The 21,666-nt window shown below is 64.7% G+C and carries 20 protein-coding genes; 9 read left to right on the top strand and 11 right to left on the bottom strand.

The annotated features are described in order from the left end of the window. Positions 1 to 554: 554 nt before the first annotated feature. A complete protein-coding gene (gene carB, locus DPQ64_RS15150; protein ID WP_115865157.1) occupies positions 555 to 3,881 on the top strand; it encodes a carbamoyl-phosphate synthase large subunit in 3,327 nt (1,108 codons plus the stop codon). A gap of 262 nt (positions 3,882 to 4,143) precedes the next feature. Here the strand turns inward: carB and DPQ64_RS15155 are convergent, their stop codons facing one another. Next, complete coding sequence (locus tag DPQ64_RS15155; RefSeq protein WP_115865158.1) at positions 4,144 to 4,500, bottom strand: DUF5802 family protein; 357 nt, start codon at positions 4,498 to 4,500, stop codon at positions 4,144 to 4,146. Between the two features lie 267 nt (positions 4,501 to 4,767). On the opposite strand from DPQ64_RS15155, the gene DPQ64_RS15160 reads away from it, so the two are divergent. Further along, complete coding sequence (locus DPQ64_RS15160; RefSeq protein ID WP_115865159.1) at positions 4,768 to 5,301, top strand: DUF5815 family protein; 534 nt, start codon at positions 4,768 to 4,770, stop codon at positions 5,299 to 5,301. 69 nt (positions 5,302 to 5,370) lie between these two features. Here the strand turns inward: DPQ64_RS15160 and DPQ64_RS15165 are convergent, their stop codons facing one another. Next, complete coding sequence (locus DPQ64_RS15165) at positions 5,371 to 6,009, bottom strand: twin-arginine translocation signal domain-containing protein (RefSeq protein ID WP_115865160.1); 639 nt, start codon at positions 6,007 to 6,009, stop codon at positions 5,371 to 5,373. A gap of 1,124 nt (positions 6,010 to 7,133) precedes the next feature. On the opposite strand from DPQ64_RS15165, the gene DPQ64_RS15170 reads away from it, so the two are divergent. Together DPQ64_RS15170 and DPQ64_RS15175 are read left to right on the top strand one after the other, a co-directional pair. Then, positions 7,134 to 8,030 (top strand): hypothetical protein, encoded by an 897-nt coding sequence (locus tag DPQ64_RS15170; protein WP_157971740.1) that lies wholly within the window; start codon positions 7,134 to 7,136, stop codon positions 8,028 to 8,030. Between the two features lie 75 nt (positions 8,031 to 8,105). Then, entirely contained in the window at positions 8,106 to 8,327 is a 222-nt protein-coding gene (locus tag DPQ64_RS15175) for a hypothetical protein (RefSeq protein WP_115865162.1), read from the top strand. 33 nt (positions 8,328 to 8,360) lie between these two features. Here the strand turns inward: DPQ64_RS15175 and DPQ64_RS15180 are convergent, their stop codons facing one another. Beyond that, a complete protein-coding gene (locus DPQ64_RS15180) occupies positions 8,361 to 9,317 on the bottom strand; it encodes a diacylglycerol/lipid kinase family protein (protein WP_115865163.1) in 957 nt (318 codons plus the stop codon). Positions 9,318 to 9,499: 182 nt separating this feature from the next. Then, positions 9,500 to 11,131 (bottom strand): 2,3-bisphosphoglycerate-independent phosphoglycerate mutase, encoded by a 1,632-nt coding sequence (gpmI, locus tag DPQ64_RS15185; protein ID WP_115865164.1) that lies wholly within the window; start codon positions 11,129 to 11,131, stop codon positions 9,500 to 9,502. Positions 11,132 to 11,499: 368 nt separating this feature from the next. On the opposite strand from gpmI, the gene DPQ64_RS15190 reads away from it, so the two are divergent. Both DPQ64_RS15190 and DPQ64_RS15195 read left to right on the top strand, forming a co-directional pair. Continuing rightward, positions 11,500 to 12,549 (top strand): zinc-binding dehydrogenase, encoded by a 1,050-nt coding sequence (locus DPQ64_RS15190; protein ID WP_115865165.1) that lies wholly within the window; start codon positions 11,500 to 11,502, stop codon positions 12,547 to 12,549. After that, complete coding sequence (locus tag DPQ64_RS15195) at positions 12,550 to 12,903, top strand: YoaK family protein (protein WP_115865166.1); 354 nt, start codon at positions 12,550 to 12,552, stop codon at positions 12,901 to 12,903. It abuts the gene before it with no gap. 517 nt (positions 12,904 to 13,420) lie between these two features. On the opposite strand, the gene DPQ64_RS15200 is transcribed toward DPQ64_RS15195, so the two are convergent. The 5 genes from DPQ64_RS15200 to DPQ64_RS15220 all read right to left on the bottom strand — a co-directional run bounded on the left by DPQ64_RS15200 (position 13,421) and on the right by DPQ64_RS15220 (position 18,466). Then, entirely contained in the window at positions 13,421 to 14,116 is a 696-nt protein-coding gene (locus DPQ64_RS15200; RefSeq protein WP_115865167.1) for a glycosyltransferase, read from the bottom strand. Between the two features lie 653 nt (positions 14,117 to 14,769). After that, positions 14,770 to 16,929 carry a CapA family protein gene (locus DPQ64_RS15205; RefSeq protein WP_115865168.1) on the bottom strand — a complete coding sequence of 720 codons (2,160 nt, stop codon included), beginning with the start codon at positions 16,927 to 16,929 and terminating at the stop codon, positions 14,770 to 14,772. A gap of 98 nt (positions 16,930 to 17,027) precedes the next feature. Continuing rightward, positions 17,028 to 17,288 carry a hypothetical protein gene (locus DPQ64_RS15210; protein ID WP_115865169.1) on the bottom strand — a complete coding sequence of 87 codons (261 nt, stop codon included), beginning with the start codon at positions 17,286 to 17,288 and terminating at the stop codon, positions 17,028 to 17,030. Between the two features lie 347 nt (positions 17,289 to 17,635). Continuing rightward, positions 17,636 to 18,001 (bottom strand): rhodanese-like domain-containing protein, encoded by a 366-nt coding sequence (locus DPQ64_RS15215; protein WP_115865170.1) that lies wholly within the window; start codon positions 17,999 to 18,001, stop codon positions 17,636 to 17,638. A 78-nt stretch (positions 18,002 to 18,079) separates the two neighbouring features. After that, positions 18,080 to 18,466, bottom strand: a complete 387-nt coding sequence (locus DPQ64_RS15220; protein ID WP_157971741.1) for a hypothetical protein — start codon at positions 18,464 to 18,466, stop codon at positions 18,080 to 18,082. On the opposite strand from DPQ64_RS15220, the gene DPQ64_RS18925 reads away from it, so the two are divergent. Next, positions 18,465 to 18,644 (top strand): hypothetical protein, encoded by a 180-nt coding sequence (locus DPQ64_RS18925; protein WP_157971742.1) that lies wholly within the window; start codon positions 18,465 to 18,467, stop codon positions 18,642 to 18,644. The genes DPQ64_RS15220 and DPQ64_RS18925 overlap by 2 nt on opposite strands. A gap of 25 nt (positions 18,645 to 18,669) precedes the next feature. Continuing rightward, positions 18,670 to 19,071 (top strand): hypothetical protein, encoded by a 402-nt coding sequence (locus DPQ64_RS15225; RefSeq protein WP_115865172.1) that lies wholly within the window; start codon positions 18,670 to 18,672, stop codon positions 19,069 to 19,071. Here the strand turns inward: DPQ64_RS15225 and DPQ64_RS15230 are convergent, their stop codons facing one another. Then, on the bottom strand, positions 19,072 to 19,329 hold the full coding sequence (locus DPQ64_RS15230; RefSeq protein ID WP_115865173.1) for a hypothetical protein: 258 nt from the start codon (positions 19,327 to 19,329) through the stop codon (positions 19,072 to 19,074). Between the two features lie 536 nt (positions 19,330 to 19,865). Here DPQ64_RS15230 and DPQ64_RS15235 point away from each other — a divergent pair. Beyond that, the gene (locus tag DPQ64_RS15235) at positions 19,866 to 21,035 is read left to right on the top strand and encodes a Vms1/Ankzf1 family peptidyl-tRNA hydrolase (RefSeq protein WP_115865174.1); all 1,170 of its coding nucleotides are present in this window, start codon (positions 19,866 to 19,868) and stop codon (positions 21,033 to 21,035) included. Positions 21,036 to 21,112: 77 nt separating this feature from the next. On the opposite strand, the gene DPQ64_RS15240 is transcribed toward DPQ64_RS15235, so the two are convergent. Next, complete coding sequence (locus DPQ64_RS15240) at positions 21,113 to 21,556, bottom strand: pyridoxamine 5'-phosphate oxidase family protein (RefSeq protein WP_115865175.1); 444 nt, start codon at positions 21,554 to 21,556, stop codon at positions 21,113 to 21,115. Between the last annotated feature and the right edge of the window lie 110 nt (positions 21,557 to 21,666).

A 21,666-nucleotide genomic window follows, 5' to 3' on the forward strand; every position in this document is an offset into this window, starting at 1 on the left:
CGGATGCAGGTGCGGTCGCTGTTGCGTGTTCCTTCAACTACGCCGGCAGATGGAAGTGGAGAAAGACTGCGCCGTTCCCGTGACAATCAGGGTCGAAAACGGTTAGAAAGCCCCGCCCGCTCGCGGTCGCTCAGCGACATATCCTCGCTCGCTGTCGCTCGCCGACAGACGGTCCTCGTCGCGTTGCTCCTCGGCTGCGACTGCCGAGGTCACACTCGCTTCGCTCGCGTGACCGCTCGGATAGGGGTCGCTGAGACGACCGAACTGAACGCGAGCGGGCGGCCCCTTTCAGTCCACCCAAACGGTGATCTCGGTCACCGAGCGTTTGCCGGTGGATAGCCCCACAGAGCGAAGCCACGTGGATTAAATCACCGAGCGCCCGCGCGCCGGCGCGCAGAACTGCGCGCCGGCGCGCTCGCGTGCAGGGTGGCAGATGTCTCGTCGCGCCATCTCCCATGCCAACCGGTGACAAATACGAAAATCGAAATCTTGTTCCGAAACTCGTAATTCATCGTCGGATTTATTACGATGAGCGAACTTCGTCCTATCAACAGATGACCGACGACACCGCGGGCGACGGACGGACCATCCTGCTCATCGGTAGCGGACCGATACAGATCGGACAGGCGGCCGAGTTCGACTACTCCGGGGCACAGGCCTGCCGGGCGCTACAGGAGGAGGGCGCGCGAGTCGTGCTGGTCAACTCCAACCCCGCGACCATCATGACCGACCCCGAGATGGCCGACGAGGTGTACGTCGAACCCATCACCACCGAGGCCATCGCCGAGATCATCCGCGAGGAGCGCCCCGACGGCGTCATCGCCGGACTCGGCGGCCAGACCGGGCTGAACGTGACGGCCGAACTCTCCGAAGAGGGCGTGCTCGAAGAGTACGACGTCGACATCATGGGCACGCCGCTGGACACCATCTACGCCACCGAGGACCGGGATCTGTTCCGCCAGCGCATGCGCGAGCTGGGCCAGCCCGTCGCGCGCTCGACCACCATCACGCTCGACGAGGGCGAGGAGGTCGCCGCGATGGACGAGGAGAGCCTGCGCGAGCGCGTCGAGGTGGCGGTCGAGGAGGTCGGCGGCCTTCCGGTCATCGCCCGGACGACCTACACCCTCGGCGGGTCGGGGTCGGGCGTCGTGAGCGAGATGAACGAACTCTTAGAGCGCGTTCGGAAGGGCCTGCGCCTCTCGCGCAACGGCGAGGTGCTGATCACCGAGTCCATCGCCGGCTGGGTCGAACTGGAGTACGAGGTGATGCGCGACGCGGGCGACTCGTGTATCATCATCTGCAACATGGAGAACATCGACCCGATGGGCATCCACACCGGCGAGTCGACGGTCGTGACGCCCTCGCAGGTCATCCCGGACGACGGCCATCAGGAGATGCGCGACGCGGCCCTCGAAGTGATTCGGGACCTCGGCATCCAGGGCGGCTGTAACATCCAGTTCGCGTGGCGCGACGACGGCACGCCCGGCGGGGAGTACCGCGTGGTGGAGGTCAACCCGCGCGTCTCCCGCTCGTCGGCGCTCGCCTCGAAGGCGACCGGCTACCCAATCGCCAGAGTCACGGCGAAAGTCGCGCTCGGCAAGCGCCTCCACGAGATCGACAACGAGATCACCGGCGAGACCACCGCGGCGTTCGAGCCGGCCATCGACTACGTGGTGACGAAGGTGCCCCGCTGGCCCATCGACAAGTTCGCCGACGTCGACTTCGAGCTCGGCACCGCGATGAAGTCGACCGGCGAGGCGATGGCCATCGGCCGCACCTTCGAGGAGAGCCTGCTGAAGGCGCTCAGGTCCTCGGAGTACGACCCGGACGTGGACTGGGCCGCACTCGACGACGCGACGCTCGAAGCCGACTACCTCGAATCCCCGACGCCCGACCGGCCGTACGCGATGTTCGAGGCGTTCGACCGCGGCTACACCGTCGAGGAGGTCGTCGACCTCACTGGCATCTACGAGTGGTACGTCGAGCGCTACGCGAACGTGGCCGAGGCCGCGGTCGCGGCCCAGGACGGCGACTTCGCGTCCGCCGCGGCGGTCGGGTTCACCGACCACGAGATCACCGCGATGGCGGGCGGCGAGTTCGACGACACCCACGCCTCGTGGCTCCCCGCGGCAACAGCCGACGAAGCCTCGGGTGATGCCGCGGCCGACGACGCGACGGTCACCGACGGCGGAGCGGTCGGCGCGAGCGACGACGGGGCGGGAACGAGCGTCGAGACAGTCGAAGCGGACGCCCCCGACCGGGACTTCAAGCAGGTCGACACCTGCGCGGGCGAGTTCGCGGCCTCGACGCCGTACTACTACTCCTCGCGCCAGCCCGGCGTCGGACTCGGCCGCGACGAGGTGCGGGTCGACCGGGACGCCGAGAGCGTCGTGGTCGTCGGCGGCGGCCCCATCCGCATCGGCCAGGGCGTGGAGTTCGACTACTGCTCGGTCCACGCGGTGCGCGCGCTCCGCGAGCAGGGAATCGACGCCCACGTCGTCAACAACAACCCCGAGACGGTCAGCACGGACTACGACACGAGCGACGGGCTGTTCTTCGAGCCCATCACCGCCGAGGAGGTCGCCGACGTGGTCGAGACCACCGACGCCGACGGCGTGATGGTCCAGTTCGGCGGCCAGACCTCGGTCGACATCGGCGACCCGCTCGAAGCCGAATTGGAGCGCCGCGAACTCGACTGCGATATCCTCGGAACCTCGGTCGAGGCGATGGACCTCGCGGAGGACCGCGACCGGTTCAACCGGCTGATGGACGACCTCGGGATCGCCCAGCCCGAAGGCGGGTCGGCCACGAGCGAGCAGGAGGCGCTCGACCTCGCCCACGACATCGGCTACCCCGTGCTCGTGCGCCCGTCCTACGTGCTCGGCGGTCGCGCGATGGAGGTCGTCCACGACGACGCGGAACTCAAGGAGTACATCGAGGAGGCCGTCAGGGTGTCGCCGGACAAACCCATCCTCGTCGACGAGTTCCTCGCGAACGCGGTGGAACTGGACGTGGACGCGGTGGCAGATGGGGAGGACGTGCTCATCGGCGGTATCATGGAGCACGTCGAGTCCGCCGGTGTCCACTCCGGGGACTCGGCCTGCATGATCCCGCCGCGCTCGCTCGACGACGACACCCTCGGGCGCGTCCGCGAAGTCGTCGAGGACATCGCGGTGGCGCTCGACACCGTGGGGCTGCTCAACGTCCAGCTCGCGGTCCAGGAAGGCGAGGTGTACGTGCTCGAAGCCAATCCGCGCTCGTCGCGGACGGTGCCGTTCGTCTCGAAGGCGACCGGGGTCCCCATCGCGAAGCTCGCGGCGAAAGTGATGGCCGGCGCGTCGCTGGCCGACCTCGCACCCAGCGAGCAGGTGCCAGAGCAGGTCAGCGTCAAGGAGGTCGTCCTGCCCTTCGACCGCCTGCCGGGCAGCGACCCCCGTCTCGGCCCGGAGATGAAGTCCACCGGCGAGGTGATGGGCACCGCGGACACCTTCGGCAAGGCCTACGACAAGGCACAGGACTCGACCGGCAAACCCATCCCCGACGACGGCACCGCACTCGTCGACCTGACCGACGACTTCGGCGAGTACTTCAGCACCGAGGAGTTCGCGACCTACTTCGACGTGGTCACGCCCGACGAGTTCGGCGACAGCCCCGAGGAGTGGACTGCGCGCGCTGAACAGGCAGTAATCGACGGCGAGTTCGATCTGGTCGTCTCGCGGAACCGCGACGTGCTCGAAACCGCGGTCGAGGAGGAGGTGACCTACTTCTCCACGGAGGCCAGCGCGCGCGCCGCGCTGGAGGCGCTCGACTCGCGCGACGAACCGCTCCACGTGAAGCCGGTCGGCGACCGGGTCAAGCAGGTGCGCGACTGGGGTCGCTGAGCGAGCCGGACGCCTGAGTAACTGTTCTTCCTACAGCATCGCGGTCCCGCGGTTGCACAGCGCGAGCGCGACCGCCCCGCCGAGGACGGTCTCGTGACGCTCCCGACGCGTGAACTCGTTCTCGGTTCCGAGGACCGGCGTTCCCATGCCCGGGGATAGACTCACCGGTGGTGTATTTCTTCTGCCGGCCGCGGGAAAATTCGCTTTCCGAAACCAACCTCGCTCGCGTTGCGATGCTGTTCGGTCGAGGACCGACTCGCGCTCAGGTCCCGACGCCGGGATGCTGTTGCTGGTACTCCAGCAGCTGGGCCGCCCGGTCGGCCTTCGCCAGCAGGACCTCCTTGAGTTGGGGCGGGTTCCGGATGCGCGTGTCGTCGAGGACGCTCTCGGGCAGCGCCAGCGTTCCCTCCGGGAGGTCGTCTTCTCCGCGGACCGCGAGGTGGTGGCTGTCTACCTTCATCACGAGCGGGTTGTCGAGTCGTTCGATGCCCTCGCCGGAGGCGTACAGCTGTTCGTTGATGCGCTCGTGCTGTTCGCGGCGCATTGCCGCGTGGTCGCCGTCGGTCGGCTCGACGTAGAGCCGACCAAGGTAGTAGCCGCTCGAAAACTCCTCGAACATGAGACACGCTAACGTATATCACCACCAGACATAAGTCTTTCGTAAAGGTTTATATAGTCGTGCAAAGACACTATTTAACAATACGTGGAACGTCGCGGAATCCACGTGACACGTTTCGGAGCCACGTGACTCGTCGCGAGGTCCATATAACCCGTCACGAGGTCCACGTGATTCGTCGCGGAGGCAGCCAGCCCGCGACTCGGAGAACGCGCCGGCGCGTTCTCCGAGTCGCGGGCTTTAAACGCCCGAGAATCTAACCCTACTCCCATGGCAGAACCGCGCGTTCCGGGCGGTCGCGGGGCCGAACTCGACCTGCCCTGCGGGGAGTCGGTCAACGTCCACGACCTCGACATGGGTATGCGCGAGTACGACTGCACGTGCGGCGCGAGCCACGCGGTCGTCACGGACGTCCACCCGCCCTCCCGGTTCGTCCCCGAGTTCCTCGTCGAGGTGCTCCGGGAGACGGTCGACACGGACGACGACCTCGGCGAGTTCGGCACGCCCCACGTGATGGGCGTCGTGCTCGAGGAGTTCCCGACCGAGGTCGTCAGCGAGAACGTCGAGGAGGACTCGGACGTGGGGTACGCGCTGGTGTGGGTCACCGACTTCGACTCGCGGCGCCTCCACGAGATCGTGGTCGAACTCCTCGTCGAACTGATGGAGCACGCCGTCAGCCACGCGGAGGACGACGCCGCGATGACCCAGTTCGAGGAGAACATGCTGAACTTCGACGTGGAAGCGTTCGTCGAGCAGTACCGCGAGGAGCGGGAGTTCTCCGGACCGCACGATCAGGCGGTGTGAGGGCCGCGTTCGAGACCGTTATTTCACCTCCGTTCTGGAGGGGGGAAACTAATCTATCTAAATTCGAGGTTAATCTTGTAACCATTCACCCCAGTTCACGTCGAAGTAACCTGTACAACAGGCCCCGTTCACCTCCATCGTGATTTGATCAAGCGCCCCATTTATGTCGAACTTGTCGTGGCCACCATTAGTGATTCCAGAATCTCCATACGCTTTTGATTTGTCGTAGCTATCACCTGATTCAAGTGAACCACTGCCAGTCCCACAGACCATTCCCGTTGTATAGAAGTCAGTGTGTACCTGACCACCGTCTGCCGTAATCTCGACAGTACCTTCTAGGTCGTATGTCGTATTACTTTGAGATACACGTAATGCTATCGAGGCCCCACAGCTATTCACTTCGAGATATCGGATGCGACCGTCATGGCTGTAGGTATCGATACCTCCATCTTTGACTTTCCCGTCGATAACCGAATAGTTCGAGTAGTTGTACACATCGTCTCCAGCATTTGCTTTGCTCTCTTTGGTACAATTCGATGTATCGACTTCGATTATGTATTCTATTTCGTCATCGTCGTAGTAGTGCTCGACTTCTAGGTCAACGCTGTACGCGCTGGCTTGGCTACTGAGTAGCGGAACAGAACCGATTGCAGTGGCTGAAACACCCGTTGCTTTTAAGAAGTTTCGTCGTGAGTTTGAATTGATCATGTTTGGACCTCCATTTTAGTAATTGCAAGTTGTGCATCCACCGGGGCCGCCACATATATATGAGTCCGGGTAACATCCTCGTGGCTCGTGACATTCTCCCGACGATCCACAGACTGTACAGCAGCGGTCCTGATCTTGACAGCAACAACACCCGTCACAGCACGCCGACCCTGTACAGTCTAAGATGTCACAAGAAGTTTCAGTGAAGCATTCACTCTCCCACGAGTAGCAAGAGTAACTACCACAGGAGGTACTCCCGCGATTTCGGCAAAGGTATGCAATTGTACCTTCCGTAGAGGGATCGTCTGATGTAGATACGCTTTCATTGTCCATTTCACCGGGGCGTTTAGGATTAATTTCCACCCTTGATTTATCTATATTCGAAGCTCCTGTTATTCTGTAGTGAGTTGCCTTGACGCGCTCACCGTTTCGTTTCGGGATGTCCGGTTTTAGAATACCTCGCGGGCGCGTGTCATTCCGTCCAGGGTTGAACGCGATTGTGAGTCTTCCGTTTTGAGTCTTTCGTCGGATTGTCACATGTGCAGTTGGTTTGCCATCTTTTGGATAATCAACACCCCAAACCCTTGTTCCAGATTCACTATCTAGATAGTCGCAAGCATTCAGGAGACCTCGAATTTGCACCTTGTTTTCTTTCAGAAGGCCATCTTGGGCGAGCTGTCTCACGAAAGTTCCATAACTATTTACGTATTTCATCAAATAGTCAGTATCAGAGTACGATTCGCGAACGTTATTTAGTTGTTCTCTCTTCTCGCCTGGTTTTTCTTGTAGGTTGTCTTCCGCGGTGGCCGTACCGGTAATTGAGCCTGTGGTTGCTACGCCTCCGAGTCCTTTAAGTATCTTCTTTCGCGTTATCCTGCCTTCATTTTCATGAGTCTTCTTTCCCATACTGTATAATATAAGAATACTAACTTAAGTACTTCTAAATATAATTTATATATTTTATATTACTTCATAAGCACAGAAAGTATCTATGGCCGGGTCCTCACTATCAGCTATGTAAATACTACTTAGTCGTAACATTAATATGCTCATAGAAATAGACAGGATATTATTGGACTAACCATCCATAAAAGCTACAAATGTAGACAAGAGAAGATTATTCTATGAGCGATAATCCAAAGTTAGGCTCTTCAGATATAAATATAGGGGAGTACGTCCAATCACTGGTCCTGATTATATTGTGCTTGATAGGAAGTTTTGCAATTACGAACGCAGTAGTCCCAACGAGAGAATACCTATCGATGACTTTTAGCTTTGCCGAAACCCGTGCAGGGGGATGGTGGTTAATTCAGACGGTCCTCGCAGAGGCAACTTTTCTGGTCTTATTTTTGATAGCAATTGCAACAGTTACCGCGATTCGAAACGGAGGGTTGCTCTGGTGTTGCACGCTAACGACGGCCCTCCCCCAAGGGATGGCAGTTGCTCTCTTCGGTTTGGACTCCTCGCTTTTGGAGATGGTTGAACCGTCCGTCCCCGTGGGCGTCGTCACAGGGATTGTTGGTTGGACTCTTGGGGCAGGGATAACAGTCGTCACGAACCGCTCCAGCGACGACCTGCGCATGGTTGTGTCCGGCCAGTGGACCGACCAGCGACGGATCGGGGCACTCCTCGGTAGCTTCGTTGTGTTGCTGTTCACCGGCTACGTCGTCGTAACCGGAGCGGAGCTGATGACGGTGTATCTTGAACGCACGGTTGGACGACCACGCAGCGGTATTGTGTTCTTCCTGGAGCTGTATCTCGTTCGCGCACCGCTGGTCGTCGTCTTCCTCCTCGGAATCGGCGCAGGCAACGCGGTTCGTGGTGGTGACGTCGTCACGAGTAGCGCACTCCCGACGGCCATACTGCTCGGGATGGCGTTCGCCACGTTCGGTTTCCCGCCCTTGCTTTTGAACGTCTTCTATCAGGGCGTTCCCGCCGGAATTCTTCTGGGGGCGCTCGGCTGGAGTGTCGGAATCGGAGCTGTGAAGCTCTATCACACACGCCGCTCCGCAGCCGCATGAAAACGCACCGATACGTGTCTGACGCCAGTCTGACTGAAGGTTAAGTGTCATTCTGACGTATAGGTACACGAACGCATGGCTCAGAGCGCGAGGGAGTACGATAGGATTCGGACCGTCCTCGCCGAGGCCGACCCCGACGAGCCGTTGACCGCACGCGAGATTCTCCAGTTGCTCGAAGCCCACGGCGAGCAGATAGACAGCGCCCACCGGATCGCCACCGTCCTCGGTCGGGCGGCCCGCGAGCGGGACGTGCAGGTCATCCAGTCGTCGCCGTACCGCTACCGACTCGAAACCTGAACGGTCTTCGCCGTCTCGTTGCCGTCCGCCAATCTACTCCGGCGTCGGCTCGTACTTCTCGCCCACGGGAAGTTCGAGTTCCCGCGTACGGGTCGTCATTCTGACCGACTCGTAGGACCCCATCTCGCCGTCGAAGCTGAACTCGGCGGGCTCGTCGCGTCGGACGTCCACCCGGAGTTCCGAGGACAGCAGTCGAGTCACGTGCTCGGTCTCCTCGCCGAACAGTCGCTGTATCGCGGCTTCCTCGACCAGTTCGGCCGAGGGCATCCGCTCGACGATGGTGACGTCGAGCAGCCCGTCCTCGACGTTCGCCTGCGTGTGCCCCTCCACGGGAAAGCGCCGCGCGTTGCCGACCAGTACGGTCACGGCCTCGCCGGACCACGTCTCCTCGCAATCGGGCCCCACCGCCTCGACCGAGAGCGGGAGCCCGTCGAACGACGTGACCGAGCGCAGACCGCCGACCACGTAGGCGAGCACGCCGAACCGCTCTTTCATCTCGGGCGTTGTCGAGGCGCTGGCGTCGGCGGTCACCCCCGCGACGCAGGAGTTGAGGAAGAGCCGCCCGTCGGCGGTCGCCACGTCGATTCGGCGGCGCTCGCCCCGTTCGATGACCTCGAATGCGTGGGTGATGCTCTCGACGCCGACGTTGCCGGCGAAGTTGTTGCCCGTCCCGCAGGGGACCACTGCGAAGGTCACCTCTCCGAGCGCGTCGGCGGCGTCGAGCCCCCGAGCGACGCCGTTCAGCGTCCCGTCGCCGCCCGCCGCCGCTACGAGGTCCGCCCCCGACGCCGCGGCGAGCCGTGCGAACCGGACCGCCTCGCCCTCGCCCTGCGTCTCCAGCACGGTGAACCCGTTCTGATCGGCGAGCTCTCTGACCTGCTCGCGGTGGTTCGCGTCGCCGCTGACGGGATTGAGGACGAGTACCCGGTCGACCCCATTCGCTTCCGTCTCCTCGCCCCCGTCGCTTCGCAGGCCCCCACTCTCGACCATGTTTTCGGTTCGGGAGCGAGAGCCAAAGGACTACTGGCGTGAGAGGAGTATTACTCTGACTTCATCGCGTGCGCGGCTCGCGGACCTGTTCGGTGCAGTGCGGTCGCGGTTGCGGTGCAGTGCGGTCGCGGCACCCACTCGGGAAATTCCAGAATTCGAGCAGTAGTCGCGTCTCGCTCTGATTACTCCAGCAGGCTCCGGCCGGTCATCGCTGTGGGCTGTTCGACGCCGACGAGCGAGAGGAGCGTCGGTGCCACGTCACAGAGCGACCCGCCCTCGCGGACGCGTTTGCCCCCGCTGTCGCCCTCCGGCGAGAGGTAGACGAACGGAACCGGATTCGTGGTGTGAGCGGTGTGGGGGTCCTCGGGGGTGCCCATGTCGTCTGCGTTGCCGTGGTCGGCGGTGGCGAGGACGTGCCCGCCCGCGGACTCGACCGCCGCCACGAGCCTGCCCAGTTGTTCGTCCACGGCCTCGACTGCCGCGACCGCGGCGTCGAAGTCGCCGGTGTGGCCTACCATGTCGGGGTTCGCGTAGTTTAGCACCAGCACGTCCGGATCGTCGGTCTCGACGAGTCGGAGCGCGCTGTCGGTGACTCCCTCGGCGCTCATCTCGGGCTTGCGGTCGTAGGTCGCCACGTCGGGCGACTCGACGATTTCGCGAACCTCGCCCTCGAACTCGACTTCGCGGCCGCCGTTGAGGAAGTAGGTGACGTGGGCGTACTTCTCCGATTCTGCGATGCGGAGTTGGGTCAGCCCGTTGTCGGCCAGCACCTCGCCGAGCACGTCCTCGGGCTGGGTCGGCGGGAAGGCGACCGGGAGGTCGAACGTCTCGTCGTACTCGGTCAGCGTAGTGAACTCGATTTCGGGCGCGGACGTGTCGATTCCCTCGGCCTGCCAGTCCTCGGGCCGAACGTCCGCCAGCATCCGGGTCAGCTGTCGCCCCCGGTCGGCTCTGAAGTTGAAGAAGACGGCCGCGTCGCCGTCTGTTATCGGGACTCCACCGTCCACCAGCGTCGGCTCCACGAACTCGTCGGTGGTGTCGCGCTCGTAGCTCGCCTCGACCGCGGCGACGGCCGACTCGGCCTTCCACTTCGCCTCGCGGTTGGCGATGGCGTCGTAGGCGCGCTTGGTCCGGTCCCAGTTCTGGTCGCGGTCCATCGCGTAGTAGCGCCCGGAGACGGTCGCCACCTCGCCGGTGCCCGCGCGGTCGACGACCTCCTGTAGCTCCGCGAGGAAATCCGCGCCGCTCTTGGGCGGGGTGTCCCGGCCGTCGGTGAACGCATGGGTCACGGCGTCGAATCCGCCGTCGGAATCCGTCGGTTCCGACGAGCAATCGGACGTAGTCCGATGACCGCGCTCGGCAGCAAGTTCGACCAGCGCGTAGAGGTGCTTCTGGTCCGAGTGGACCCCGCCCTCGCTTACGAGTCCCAAGAAGTGGACGGTTCCGTCGTTCGCTTGCGCGTGCTCGAACGCGCCGTCGATGGCCTCGTTGTCGCCCAGCTCGCCGTTCGCGATGGCGTCGGTGATGCGGGTGTACTCCTGTTTGACCACCCGGCCCGCGCCGATGTTGAGGTGCCCGACCTCGCTGTTGCCCATCTGTCCCTCGGGCAGGCCGACCCGCCGTCCGGAGACGGTGAGCGTTCCGTACGCGCCGGTCTCGGCGAACCGGTCGAAGTTCGGCGTGTCGGCGGCCTCGATGGCGTCTCGACCTCCATTCGGACTGTCTCGCGGCGTACCGCCGCTCGACGTATTCGAGGCGCGTTGCGCCTCGCTACCCAACCCCCACCCGTCGAGGATTATCAGCGCGGCCTTCATGCGCGAACGGTGGGCATCGCGGCCTAACTACCCTTCGGCTTTCGAGGGAGAGAACGGGAGTGTACTGCCGCGATTCGTCGGCCGAATTCGTGTCCTCGAAAGCCCTCGGCGCGCTCGCGGTCGCTGAGCGACATATCCTCGGTTCGCTTCGCTCACCTCGGATAGGGGTCGCTCAGACGACCACGGGCCTGCGGCCCGCGAGCCCGCCTCGCCCTTTCAGTCCACCAGGACCGCAGTTGGTCGGTCCAGCGGTCGACATTGGCGGCTGTTTCACCGGCCGAAACCGGTGGTCGATATTTGTTCGTTCGACCGACTCCGGCCGGTCCCGTTGAGGTACAGTTTTACGCCGGGCGGCCCACATCCGGGGTATGAAAGCCGTCCAGTTCGGCGACCACGGGGACAGGAGCGTCATCGAGTACGACGACTTCCCGGACCCCACGCCCGACCGCGACGAGGTGCTGGTCGACGTGAAGGCCGGGGCGCTCAACCACCTCGACGTGTGGACTCGCAAGGGCCTGCCCGGCCTCGACCTCGACATGCCCCACATTCCCGGGAGCGACGCGGCGGGGACCGTCGTGGAGGTCGGCGAGGACGTGACCCGGTTCGAGCCGGGCGACCGCGTGGCCGTCTCTGCGGGCGTCTACTGCGGCGAGTGCGAGTACTGCCGCGACGGCGAGTACTCGATGTGCGTGAACTACCACATCATCGGCGAGCACGTCCGGGGCGTCCACAGCGAGCGCGCGGCGGTGCCCGAAGACAACCTCGTCGAGGTCCCGACCGGCGTCGACTGGGACACCGCCGCGGCCGCGCCGCTGGTGTTCCAGACCGCGTGGCGGATGCTGCTGAACCGCGGAGACCTGACCGCCGGCGAGTCGGTGCTGGTACTCGGCGCGTCGGGCGGCGTCGGCCACGCCGCGGTCCAGATCGCCGACCACGCCGGAGCCGAGGTGTACGCCACCGCCTCGAGCGAGGAGAAGCTCGACTACGCCGAGGAGATCGGCGCGGACCACGCCATCGACTACGCGGAGAACGATTTCGCCGCCGAGATACGGGAGCTGACGGGCAAGCGCGGCGTCGATATGGTCGTCGACCACGTCGGCGCTGAGACGTACCCCGATTCGCTCAAGAGCCTCGCGAAGGGCGGCCGCATCGTGACCTGCGGCGCGACCACCGGGCCGAACCCCGGCGCGGGACTCAACCGCATCTTCTGGAACCAGCTGTCGGTCATCGGCTCCACGATGGCCAACCCCGGCGAGGTCGACGACGTGCTCGACCTCGTCTGGGACGGCACCTTCGAGCCCCGAATCCGCGAGGTACTGCCGATGAGCGAGACGGCCCGCGCCCACGAACTGCTCGAAGACCGCGAGGGGTTCGGCAAGGTCGTAGTCGTCCCCGACAGCGAGTACGAGAGCCGGTAGATGGCCGACGACACGTACACCCACCGACCCGGCGAGGTACCCGAGGAGCGCGGCGGCCGCGGGGACACCGAGAGCGATAGTGAGCGCACGAGCGACGGCGACCACGAGCGCGGCGTTTCCGACCCCGACCCGGTTTCGGACCCCGCCGCGCCGGTCGAGCGCGGCCGCGAGGAGTGGAGCTGGCGCGACTGGCTCCTCGTGGGCGTCATCGTGCTCTGCTTTCTGGTGATTCCGTCCGCGATTCTGGTCCTCCCGCCGATCCGGCCGTACCGGTTCGCCTACCTCGTCCTGCCGCTCATCCCCGCCTTCCTGCTCGGTGCGGTCGCGGTCTGGTCGGCCCAGCGGAGCGAGTGAGTCGTCGTCAGTTCGTCGTTTCTCGATCTGCGATGTTTTCATCCGATTCGACTGCTTCACCCGGTTCGTCTGCTTCAGTCAGTTCGACTGCTTCACACAGCGCGTGCTCCGATAGGCGAGGCGGCCGCGGTTGCGGTGTCTGCGCGAACGGACGTGAGCGCAGGCTCGCCAGAGCAAGCTCTGCCGGTGCTGTGTGGTGTCGCCTACGCTCAAGCAGTAGCTAGCTTGACTCGGCCGTCTCCGTCTGTTCGAGGGCTGACGAGCTAGCTACTGCCGAGGCATAGGAGTGACCGCGACCGCAACCGCACCGCAGCCTCGAACCTCCCCAGCCTCCTGCGGTCCTCGGCCTTCGGCCTGCGGTCCTCGTCCACCGGCGGACAAACCGCGTCCTCCGAGCCTGCAGTCGCTACGATCCTGCAGACCTCGCGCGCGTTGCTCGCGCGCGGACCGCCGGGAAAAGCAAGTTCGCCGTCCCACGCTCTTCGGAACAATCGAGTCCCACGCGTCCAGTTCCATCTCAGTAGTCGGCGCGAAGCCGGTGGTAGTCCAGTCGGAGATAGTGGTACAGCGTCCCGGTCAGTCCGGAACTCGCGATGCGCCGCGCGGAGGTCCGGACCAGCACGTCGGGATGGTAGCCCGTCGCCCAGTCGCGGCCGAGCCGCCGGCTGAACGCGGTGTCCTCGTTCGGCACGGTCGGGAAGCCCCCCGCCGCGTCGTAGGCTTCGCGGCGGACGAAGAAGTTGAACCCCGGGAGAATCGGCCGGTCGAGCCGCGGGAACACGTGGTTGATGGTCGCCTCCATCAGCTTCGCGCGCGCCGGGCCGACCAGCCGGCAGCGCGAGGACGCGGCCGCGAGGTCCTCCCGGCGGGCGAACGCCAGCATCGCGTCGACGTAGTCGGGGTGGACAGCGGTGTCGGCGTCCACGAACGCCAGCCAGTCGCCCGCGGCCTGCTCTGCGCCGCGATGGCGCGCGTCGGCGATGGCGGACCGCTGGTGCGTACGGCCGCCGTCGGCGACGCCCGACTCCGGCTGCTCGACGACCGTGGCGTCGTACTCGCGGGCGATCTCCGGCGTGGCGTCGCCGTCGCCGTCCACGACCAGGAGCTCGTACTCGCGGTCGGTGCGCTGGTCGCGGACGCTGGCGAGCGCCGAGGAGAGGTAGCGCTCCTCCGCTTTCGCCGGCACGACGAAACTGACCACGGGGCCGGTCATGGGTGTTGCACGGGATCGGTCACGGGGGTTTCAGCGGTTCGGTCATGGCTGCCGGGGAGTGTTCGGGATGGGTCGATGCTCGCCCGGGAGGAGTAAGGGTCTTTTCACCGGAGCGAGAAGAGCCGCGTGGCCGATGACGAGGCGCGCGCTCCGAGCTGGTCTCGGCAACCAGTCGTGACGAGCCCTATGAGTGCCGAGGCCAGCTTTCTACCCATACATTTCCGAGGAGAAGTGACCGTACGTCATCGAATCGCGGCTGCTACCCTCTGAGAGAGGACAGCTGTCGATAGAGGTTGATTTGAGCTCACGCTATGCGGTGACATAGGGGATGTCATCTTAAAAAGAAATTTCCGAGGAGGGATACTGGGCCTACTCCTAGTCTCCTCCACGAAGTCGGGGATATCGATTTCCACTGGACAGGACCGAATTCCCCGGCGTAACCATTCTAAACACTGGATTTTGCCCGATAACAACGCTATTCAACAGAGCACACTGCGCATAGCTGGACGATTCAGGTGACCGAGAGCGAGACTGGTGGTTCCCGGTTCGAGATTTACGATTTCGAATCCGTGGAGTCAATCGGTTGGAGGGCCCAATCTGTCCTGACGAACTCATACTCTGCTACGGTTGCCGAAACGAAATGCGGGTAGTGACTATTCGAGCGAGTTCCAGGTGACATCGTCGCCCGAACGGTTATTCGAGGAGAACTGGACGGTCGCGGACCCATGGACGCGGAGGTGATCGTAGTCTTTTCCACCCCCGACGTCCGCTTCGCTCCACTCGACCAACCGGAGATCGTCGACGGTGGCGGCACGTTCCTCCCCGTCGTCGGGAGGGTAAAGGCGGAAGTAGAACCGGACGTGGGTGGCGTTCTCGGGTATCGAGGAAGACCATTCGATCCGTTCCCAGCCGGCCGTCCGGTCGAGGTCAGTCGAGACTGACTCGAGTGCCGAGCTACTTGTCGACTCGTACCACCGGACAAGCAGTTCCAGCCGCGCGTCCGTCTCGTGGCGGTATCGGCCGAGAAGCGTCGTCGGGCCGGTCACCGGAACGCGTTCGGTCGTCGTCAGGATCGACCGCTGTGAGTTGTCTGCGGTTCGGGAGAGCCGAACGCCGCCACTCCCGTCGTATCCGAACTCGGGACCGTTGGAGTCCGCGCCACGGCTGAATCGCCACAGTGGGCCTTCGTGCCGTTCATCGTCAACGTCAGGGTCGTCGAACGTTCCAGTGGGAAGCAGGTCACGACCCAGTTCTACGGACTTCTCTCTGTCTACGACGCGGGTGACCCATCCGACGTTCCGAGTGTAAATCGTCCCGTCCCCGTCCAGCGTTCTGGTAACCGTCCGGGTCGTCGTCTCGTCTCCTGTAACATACTCGAGGCTGGCACCGGAGAGCGAGAAATCGTCCGCCGACAACGCGGCGGTTTCGCGGAGTTGCCACTCCCTTGGCTTGCCGACGACCCCCTTCGGAACGTACCCCTTGAGGAGGAGCGGGTCGGCGTAGGCTCTGGTGACGCCGTCGGCAGTGACGTGGACGCTCAGGACGTATGAAGGGAACGTCGGCCAGAGCTCCTGCTCGAAGACGAGGTTGCCGAGCGACCAGGCGACCAGTGTCCCGTCCCGCAGTTCCAGCCCGCCGGTCACGTGCGAGTGGTGATTGACGACTACGTCCGCGCCGGCCACACTCGCCGCTTCGGTCAGACGTCTGATCTCGTCGGTCGGTTCCCGCTGGTACTCGGTGCCGCCGTGGATTTGGACGACGGTCACGTCCGCATTCGCGTCGACCCGGGACACCTCCCGGGAGAGTCTGTTATGAGTCGCCGCTGCGGTCCCGACGTTCCCGGAGACTGTCAGTTCCTCGGCGTCAGCCACTCCGGCGGCGGCCCTTCCCGGTACCGAGTACGTCTCTGACTGGCCGTCGTCGGCTACCCAGTCGATTTCATACTGGCCACCCGTCAGAGCGGTACAGGAGAGCAAGCCGACGGTGAGGCCCTGCTCCTCGAAGTACGCCGGTTCCCACGCTGCTGTCCCGGACTTGCCGGCACCAGAACGTTCGATGCCAGCGGAGGAAAGAACCTCAAGCGTCTCGTTCAGCCCCGGTGTCAGCGCGTCGAACGTGTGGTTGTTCCCGAGCGCGACGTAGTCGATCCCGGCACTGGCCATCGCAGGTGCGGCGTCCGGGTGCGAGACGAAGTGGTACCGTTTCGAGGGGTGTCTCCATGCCGTCGTCGTCAGCGGTGTTTCGAGATTCACTGACGTGATATCGGCGTCCTGTAACAGGGGGGAGATGTACTGTAGTATCGTCTGGTGTGATTCCAGCCGGTCGTCAGGTCGAATCTGGAAGTGCGGTTCGAGGGGGTCGTCGTCCTCGTAGAACCGACGGCCGAACATCACGTCACCGCCGAAACTGAGCGCGACTGTTCCCGCACGAGGCGAGAGTCTGATACGAGGAGTTGTTCCCGGAGCCACAGCGACAGTCCGTCCGATAAAGCCAGTTTTCGTTGCGCGAAGCCAGATGGGTTCGTCGACTTCCGCTACTTCGAATCGTCCCTGATTATCAGTGGTCGTCTCGACTACGGACCCTCTCGTTGGAACGATCCCATTCAGCGTCGCACCTGCGATTTCATCGCCATCTATGTCGACAACTCGCCCCGATACGGGCTCGGAGCTACGTGCGGGTTTTTGACTGGTCTGTCTTGTCTGCGAATAGTTTTCGGTCGACTCGGACGGCGAACGACCGCTACACCCGGCAATACCCATTCCCGCCCCTACTGTCGCGAGTCGAACAAATTCACGCCGGGACCACTCACCCATTGTCGTGTAGTCAATTCCTATAGGATATAAACAAGGTGGTAGTGTGTGGGTCGTGAGTGCTGTGGCCTTTCTCAAGCCGAACGCTCGTTCTCCGACGATTAGCGTAGCGCGTCCGTATCCACCAGTCGCTTGCCGTGGTGCTCCCGGAAGTGGCGCACCCGGAGCTTCCAGCCGTTGTTGGCGTCGCCGGGCGGCAACTCCATCCCGCAGAGCGTACAGGCGTGGCCCCCGTCGCGGTCGACCGACAGCAGCGTCTCGCCGTGCAGCGAGTGGTAGTGGTAGAACACCGAGGAGACCCGCACGTCGCGCGAGCACCGCGCGCAGGAGTACATCCGGTCGCGGAAGGGCGTCTTGGGCATACGCGAACGAGGGCGGTACGTCACCAAAAGCGTACGGCCCGACTCGGGGTGGGGATTCCGGTACGTAGTTGGAACCGATGAGTGATCTCCGAAGTCATCGGTGACTCGACTACGGAGAACCAGAGGAGATAGCCTCGAAAGCCCTCGGCGCGCTCGCGTCGCTCAGCGACATATCTGACGGACGTGGTTGCGTCAGATAGGGGTCGCTGAGTCGACCACGGCCTTCGGCCGCGAGCCCGCCTCGCCCTTTCAGTCCACCAGGAAGTCGGTTGATTCACCGAGCGAAGATGGGCTCTGGTGGCACGTATCTGAACACTGCGGACCCGCAGGAGATCGAGCACTGCGCGTCAGGAGAACAGCCCGCGCACCGCCGACGCGACCCGGTATACTAGCGTGTTCGCCTCGTAGTGTCGCCAGCCGGTGAACCCCCCGGAGAGGGTCACCGCGTCGTAGCCCCGCTCTTGCAGGTGGTCGGTCGCGTCCCGCGCGACCACACCGGCCTTGCAGACGGTCACCACCTCCCTCTCGTCGGGCACCGCGTCGAGGTGGTCGTCGAGCGCCGCGGTGTCGCCGCTCCGCAGGTCATGGTACACCGGCGCGTTGTAGCTCCCGTCGACGTGGTCGGCCCGGTAGTCGTCGCTCGGCCGAACGTCGAGGACGAACGCCTCGTCGGGAAGCCGGTCGTCGAGTTCCGACGGCGTAATCTTGCTCATGGAGTCCAGTATCGCACCGGCCTACTTAGGCCCCGCGCACGACCGCGATGCGCGCTGGCCCGACGCCCGACTGGCCACTCACACGTCGTAGATCGCGCCGGCGATCAGCGCGGCGGCTCCGACGAATGTCGCGGCGAGCAATGCGAAGTACGGCGTCCTCGGCGGCGGGTCGAACGGCACGGCCCCGAACCAGAGCGCGACCGCCGGGATCAACGCGAGGACGACAACGAACGCGAGGAACGCGACCCAGACGGCCCGCGCCGCCGTTTCGAGCCGGTCGAACAGCGCGGCCGAGTCCGACGACTCGGCCGCGCTGTTCGACCTCGTCTCGCCGTTCGCGTCGCGGTTCGCGTCGTCAGCCGAGACGCCATCTGTCGCGCCGCTGTCGGTCGAATCGACTCGCTCGCGCCGGTCGGTGGTCGAGTCGGCCGAGCTCCCGGAGTCGGCGGACGAACTCGTCGCCATGCGGCCACCGACGCCGCGCAGGACAATCGGCCTGTCGGTCGGCTGCGCGCGGTCGTGTACGGTCGCGTCGCGGTGTACGGTCACGTACGGTCGACTGCGCGCGGTCGCGCAGTTCTGCGCGACCGCGAGCGAGCGCAGCCACGCGATGATCTGCCGACACCCCGGCCACACCACCTAACCGCCCGGCCACCGACCCTTCTGCCATGACGGATTACGACCGACTCGGCAGCGCGTCAGTCAGCGGTGACTCCCGGGAGCTACCGGTGCCACAGAAAGCCGTCAATCTCGAACTGGTGAAGTCCGGCGGCGAAGTGTACTGGGCAGTCCGCGAGACTGACGGCGCGGTCGTGGCCTCCCAGCTCTACGACCCGCTGGAGGACGCTCCCAACGTGAGGTTCGTGACGAGCACGGCCATCGCTGACGACAGCCGACAGCTGCGAGTCCCCGACGCCGTCTTCGACCACTGGGACGACGTGTACGGCGGCGGGACCGCGGTGGTCGGCGGCGACGAATTAGCGTTCGCGACCAGCGACGAGTTGGCCGCAAACGAGCAGATGCTCGTCCTGCCCGAGTGGCAGGTCGACGACGTGCTGGGCGAGGAGTAGCTACTTTTCGCGCTCTTCGCGCCGCGCGCGGCCGTGCTCCGCACAGAGGACTTCGCCCGTCTCGGTGTCGAGGTAGAACTCGTCGCCAGCCTCGATGGGTTCGCCGCCCTCGTCGCAGCCGTCCGCGTGGGTCAGGAAGTACTTGCCCTCCGCGCGGCCAGTTTCGAGCCGGTCGGCCGACCGCGCGAACGTGACCAGCGCCTCGCCGATCTGGGTGCGCTCGGCCGCGTCGGCCGCCTCGAAGTGGATGACTGGCATGGAATAACAGTCCGAGTACCACATACGTCCGGAAAAGGATTTCTGCACCCTTTCGTTGCGATTCTCGCGGTGTTGTGAGTCAACCGCAGAATTCCAGCGAAGACGGTTTTGAAAGCCCCCGCCCGGTCGCGGTCGCTCCGGCGGATATTCTCGCGCCTCGCTCCGCTCGGCGCTCCGAATAGGGCCGCCGGAGGCGACCACGTAAACGCGACCGGGCGGCCCCTTTCAGTCCGCCCAGACCGTGGTTTGCGCCAGCGAGCGCGTCCTCAGGGGAATGTATCACCGAGCGCGTCCCCGTGGAAGGCGTCACTGCGGGTTCCCCCGTGGTCTGTCGCACCGAGCTTCTGCCGGTGGTCTGTCGCACCGGGCGCATCCCCGTGGACTGCAACTATCCGCTCGGCGAACTCGAACACCGGCCGTCGGTTCGGCCCGAACCCTCACTTTCGCGCGCGGCGTATCCGACTTCGAGCAGGGGTTCCGTCGCCGGCGTCCCCGCTCGCGTTCGGCCGCATCATCGCCGGCGACACCCGACAACGATGGACATCCAATCCTACGAACTCCACGACCGGATCGAGCGCGTCGAAGCCGCCGAGGCGAGCGAGAGCGACCTCGTGACCGTCGCGGTCCCGCCCGACAAGCCCCTCGGCGAAGCGCTCGAACGCGTCGAGGAGGACCGCGCGGAGGCCGAGTACATCGACACCGAAGGCGAGGACGCCGCGTATCTGGAGGCGCTGGAGCGCGTCCGGCGGGTCCTCCAGCGCGAGGCGGCCACGCCCGACAAGGGGCTGGTCGTCTACGCCGGCGTGGTCGACGGCGAAGTGGTCTCGTACGTCTTCGACGACCTGCCGACGCCCGTCGGCGAGTTCGTCTACAAGCGCGCCAACGAGTTCGACACCGCTCCGCTGGCGGGCGTCGAGGAGTCCTCGAAGACGTTCGGCCTGCTCGTGGTCGAACGCGGCGGGGCCGCGCTGGGACTCGCTCGCGGCGACGAGGTCGAACCCATCGAGACGATGGACAGCGACGTGATGGGCAAGACCAAGGCCGGCGGCCAGTCGGCCCAGCGGTTCGCCCGCGAGCGCGAGCGTCAGAAGGAGGAGTTCTTCGATACGGTCGCCGACGAGGCCGAGCGCGCGTTCCTCGGCGACCACCACGTCGAATCGGCCAACACGAGTGCCGAGTCGGCCAGCGCGAGCACCGACGTCGACGGCCTGATTCTCGGCGGCACCTCGGTTACGGTCGACGACTTCCGGGAGGGCGACCACCTCGACCACCGGCTCGACGACCGGCTGGTCGGCGACCCCGTCTCGGTGGAGTACGCCTCCGAGCAGGGCCTCCAACAACTGGTCGAGGCGGCCAGCGACCGCATCGAGGACGAGGAGCGCCGGGAGACTCGCGAGACGCTCGACCGCTTCTTCGAGGCGCTCCACGCGAGCGACGGATCGGCCGCGGGCGAGGACGACAACTCCAGCGACGCCGAGGAGGTCGTCTACGGCCGCGAGGCCGTCGAGGAGGCGCTGGAGTACGACGCCGTCGAGACCGTGCTCGTCTCCGCGGACCTGCCGGTCGACGAGGTGCAGGCGTACGAGGGCCGCGCGTCGGACGAGGGCGGCGACTGCGTGGTCGTGCCGGCCGACTTCGACCGCGGGCGACAGTTCAGTGAGGCGTTCGGCGGCGTGGCCGCGATACTCCGGTTCCCCATCGAGTAGTCCGTGCTTACCGACGACGCGTCCGACTTCCGGTCGCTCGGCGTCGCGGTCGAGACGTACTGAGCCTGCTCGGCCGGTCAGTACGTCTGGTAGCGCGCCGACCCGATTTCCACCCAGACCAGCGTGTTCTCGGGATACTCGTCGGCTGTCGCGCCGTACTTCGGATTGATGCGCTCGGCGGCCGCGGCGGCTTCAGCCCGATCCTCGACGACGGTCGCGGTGCCGAGCAGGGTGACCATCCACTCCGCGCGCCCGTCGGTCGACTGCTCGACCGACACCGCGACGCGGGGGTTCTCGCGGACGTTCGCCAGCTTTCGACCGGTGGTGAGCACCTCCAGTACGCCGTCGTCGTACGCGTACCAAACTGGCGCGACGTGGGGCTTGCCGTCGGCGCACGTGGCGAAGTGGGCCATCAGGGGCGCACCGGAGAGCAGCGCTTCGGCCTCGGGCGGGACCGGGTCGTCGGGCGAGCCGGACTCGTCGGACGGGTCGGTGTCGCCGGACTGGTCAGTGTCGGCCATGGAAACGCTCCGGTCTGAGCGAGCAAAACGTTTGGCCCGGCGGCGGCGCGCTGGCTACCAGCGCGCCGCCGCCGGGCCAGAACGGGGTGGGGCTGCCGGGCCCCAACGCA

This window comes from Halorussus litoreus (genome assembly GCF_003382685.1).
GTDB classification, from domain to species: domain Archaea; phylum Halobacteriota; class Halobacteria; order Halobacteriales; family Haladaptataceae; genus Halorussus; species Halorussus litoreus.

Excerpts from the sequence above, each read along its gene's own strand:
- DPQ64_RS15230 (WP_115865173.1), bottom strand. The coding sequence starts at position 19,329 with ATGCCAGTCATCCACTTCGAGGCGGCCGACGCGGCCGAGCGCACCCAG.
- DPQ64_RS15195 (WP_115865166.1), top strand. The coding sequence starts at position 12,550 with ATGGCCGACGACACGTACACCCACCGACCCGGCGAGGTACCCGAGGAG.
- DPQ64_RS15175 (WP_115865162.1), top strand. The coding sequence starts at position 8,106 with ATGGCTCAGAGCGCGAGGGAGTACGATAGGATTCGGACCGTCCTCGCC.
- DPQ64_RS15235 (WP_115865174.1), top strand. The coding sequence starts at position 19,866 with ATGGACATCCAATCCTACGAACTCCACGACCGGATCGAGCGCGTCGAA.
- DPQ64_RS15215 (WP_115865170.1), bottom strand. The coding sequence starts at position 18,001 with ATGAGCAAGATTACGCCGTCGGAACTCGACGACCGGCTTCCCGACGAG.
- DPQ64_RS15160 (WP_115865159.1), top strand. The coding sequence starts at position 4,768 with ATGGCAGAACCGCGCGTTCCGGGCGGTCGCGGGGCCGAACTCGACCTG.
- gpmI (WP_115865164.1), bottom strand. The coding sequence starts at position 11,131 with ATGAAGGCCGCGCTGATAATCCTCGACGGGTGGGGGTTGGGTAGCGAG.
- DPQ64_RS15205 (WP_115865168.1), bottom strand. The coding sequence starts at position 16,929 with ATGGGTGAGTGGTCCCGGCGTGAATTTGTTCGACTCGCGACAGTAGGG.
- DPQ64_RS15155 (WP_115865158.1), bottom strand. The coding sequence starts at position 4,500 with ATGTTCGAGGAGTTTTCGAGCGGCTACTACCTTGGTCGGCTCTACGTC.
- carB (WP_115865157.1), top strand. The coding sequence starts at position 555 with ATGACCGACGACACCGCGGGCGACGGACGGACCATCCTGCTCATCGGT.
- DPQ64_RS15220 (WP_157971741.1), bottom strand. The coding sequence starts at position 18,466 with ATGGCGACGAGTTCGTCCGCCGACTCCGGGAGCTCGGCCGACTCGACC.
- DPQ64_RS15240 (WP_115865175.1), bottom strand. The coding sequence starts at position 21,556 with ATGGCCGACACTGACCAGTCCGGCGACACCGACCCGTCCGACGAGTCC.
- DPQ64_RS15190 (WP_115865165.1), top strand. The coding sequence starts at position 11,500 with ATGAAAGCCGTCCAGTTCGGCGACCACGGGGACAGGAGCGTCATCGAG.
- DPQ64_RS15180 (WP_115865163.1), bottom strand. The coding sequence starts at position 9,317 with ATGGTCGAGAGTGGGGGCCTGCGAAGCGACGGGGGCGAGGAGACGGAA.
- DPQ64_RS15210 (WP_115865169.1), bottom strand. The coding sequence starts at position 17,288 with ATGCCCAAGACGCCCTTCCGCGACCGGATGTACTCCTGCGCGCGGTGC.
- DPQ64_RS18925 (WP_157971742.1), top strand. The coding sequence starts at position 18,465 with ATGCGGCCACCGACGCCGCGCAGGACAATCGGCCTGTCGGTCGGCTGC.
- DPQ64_RS15165 (WP_115865160.1), bottom strand. The coding sequence starts at position 6,009 with ATGATCAATTCAAACTCACGACGAAACTTCTTAAAAGCAACGGGTGTT.
- DPQ64_RS15200 (WP_115865167.1), bottom strand. The coding sequence starts at position 14,116 with ATGACCGGCCCCGTGGTCAGTTTCGTCGTGCCGGCGAAAGCGGAGGAG.
- DPQ64_RS15225 (WP_115865172.1), top strand. The coding sequence starts at position 18,670 with ATGACGGATTACGACCGACTCGGCAGCGCGTCAGTCAGCGGTGACTCC.
- DPQ64_RS15170 (WP_157971740.1), top strand. The coding sequence starts at position 7,134 with ATGAGCGATAATCCAAAGTTAGGCTCTTCAGATATAAATATAGGGGAG.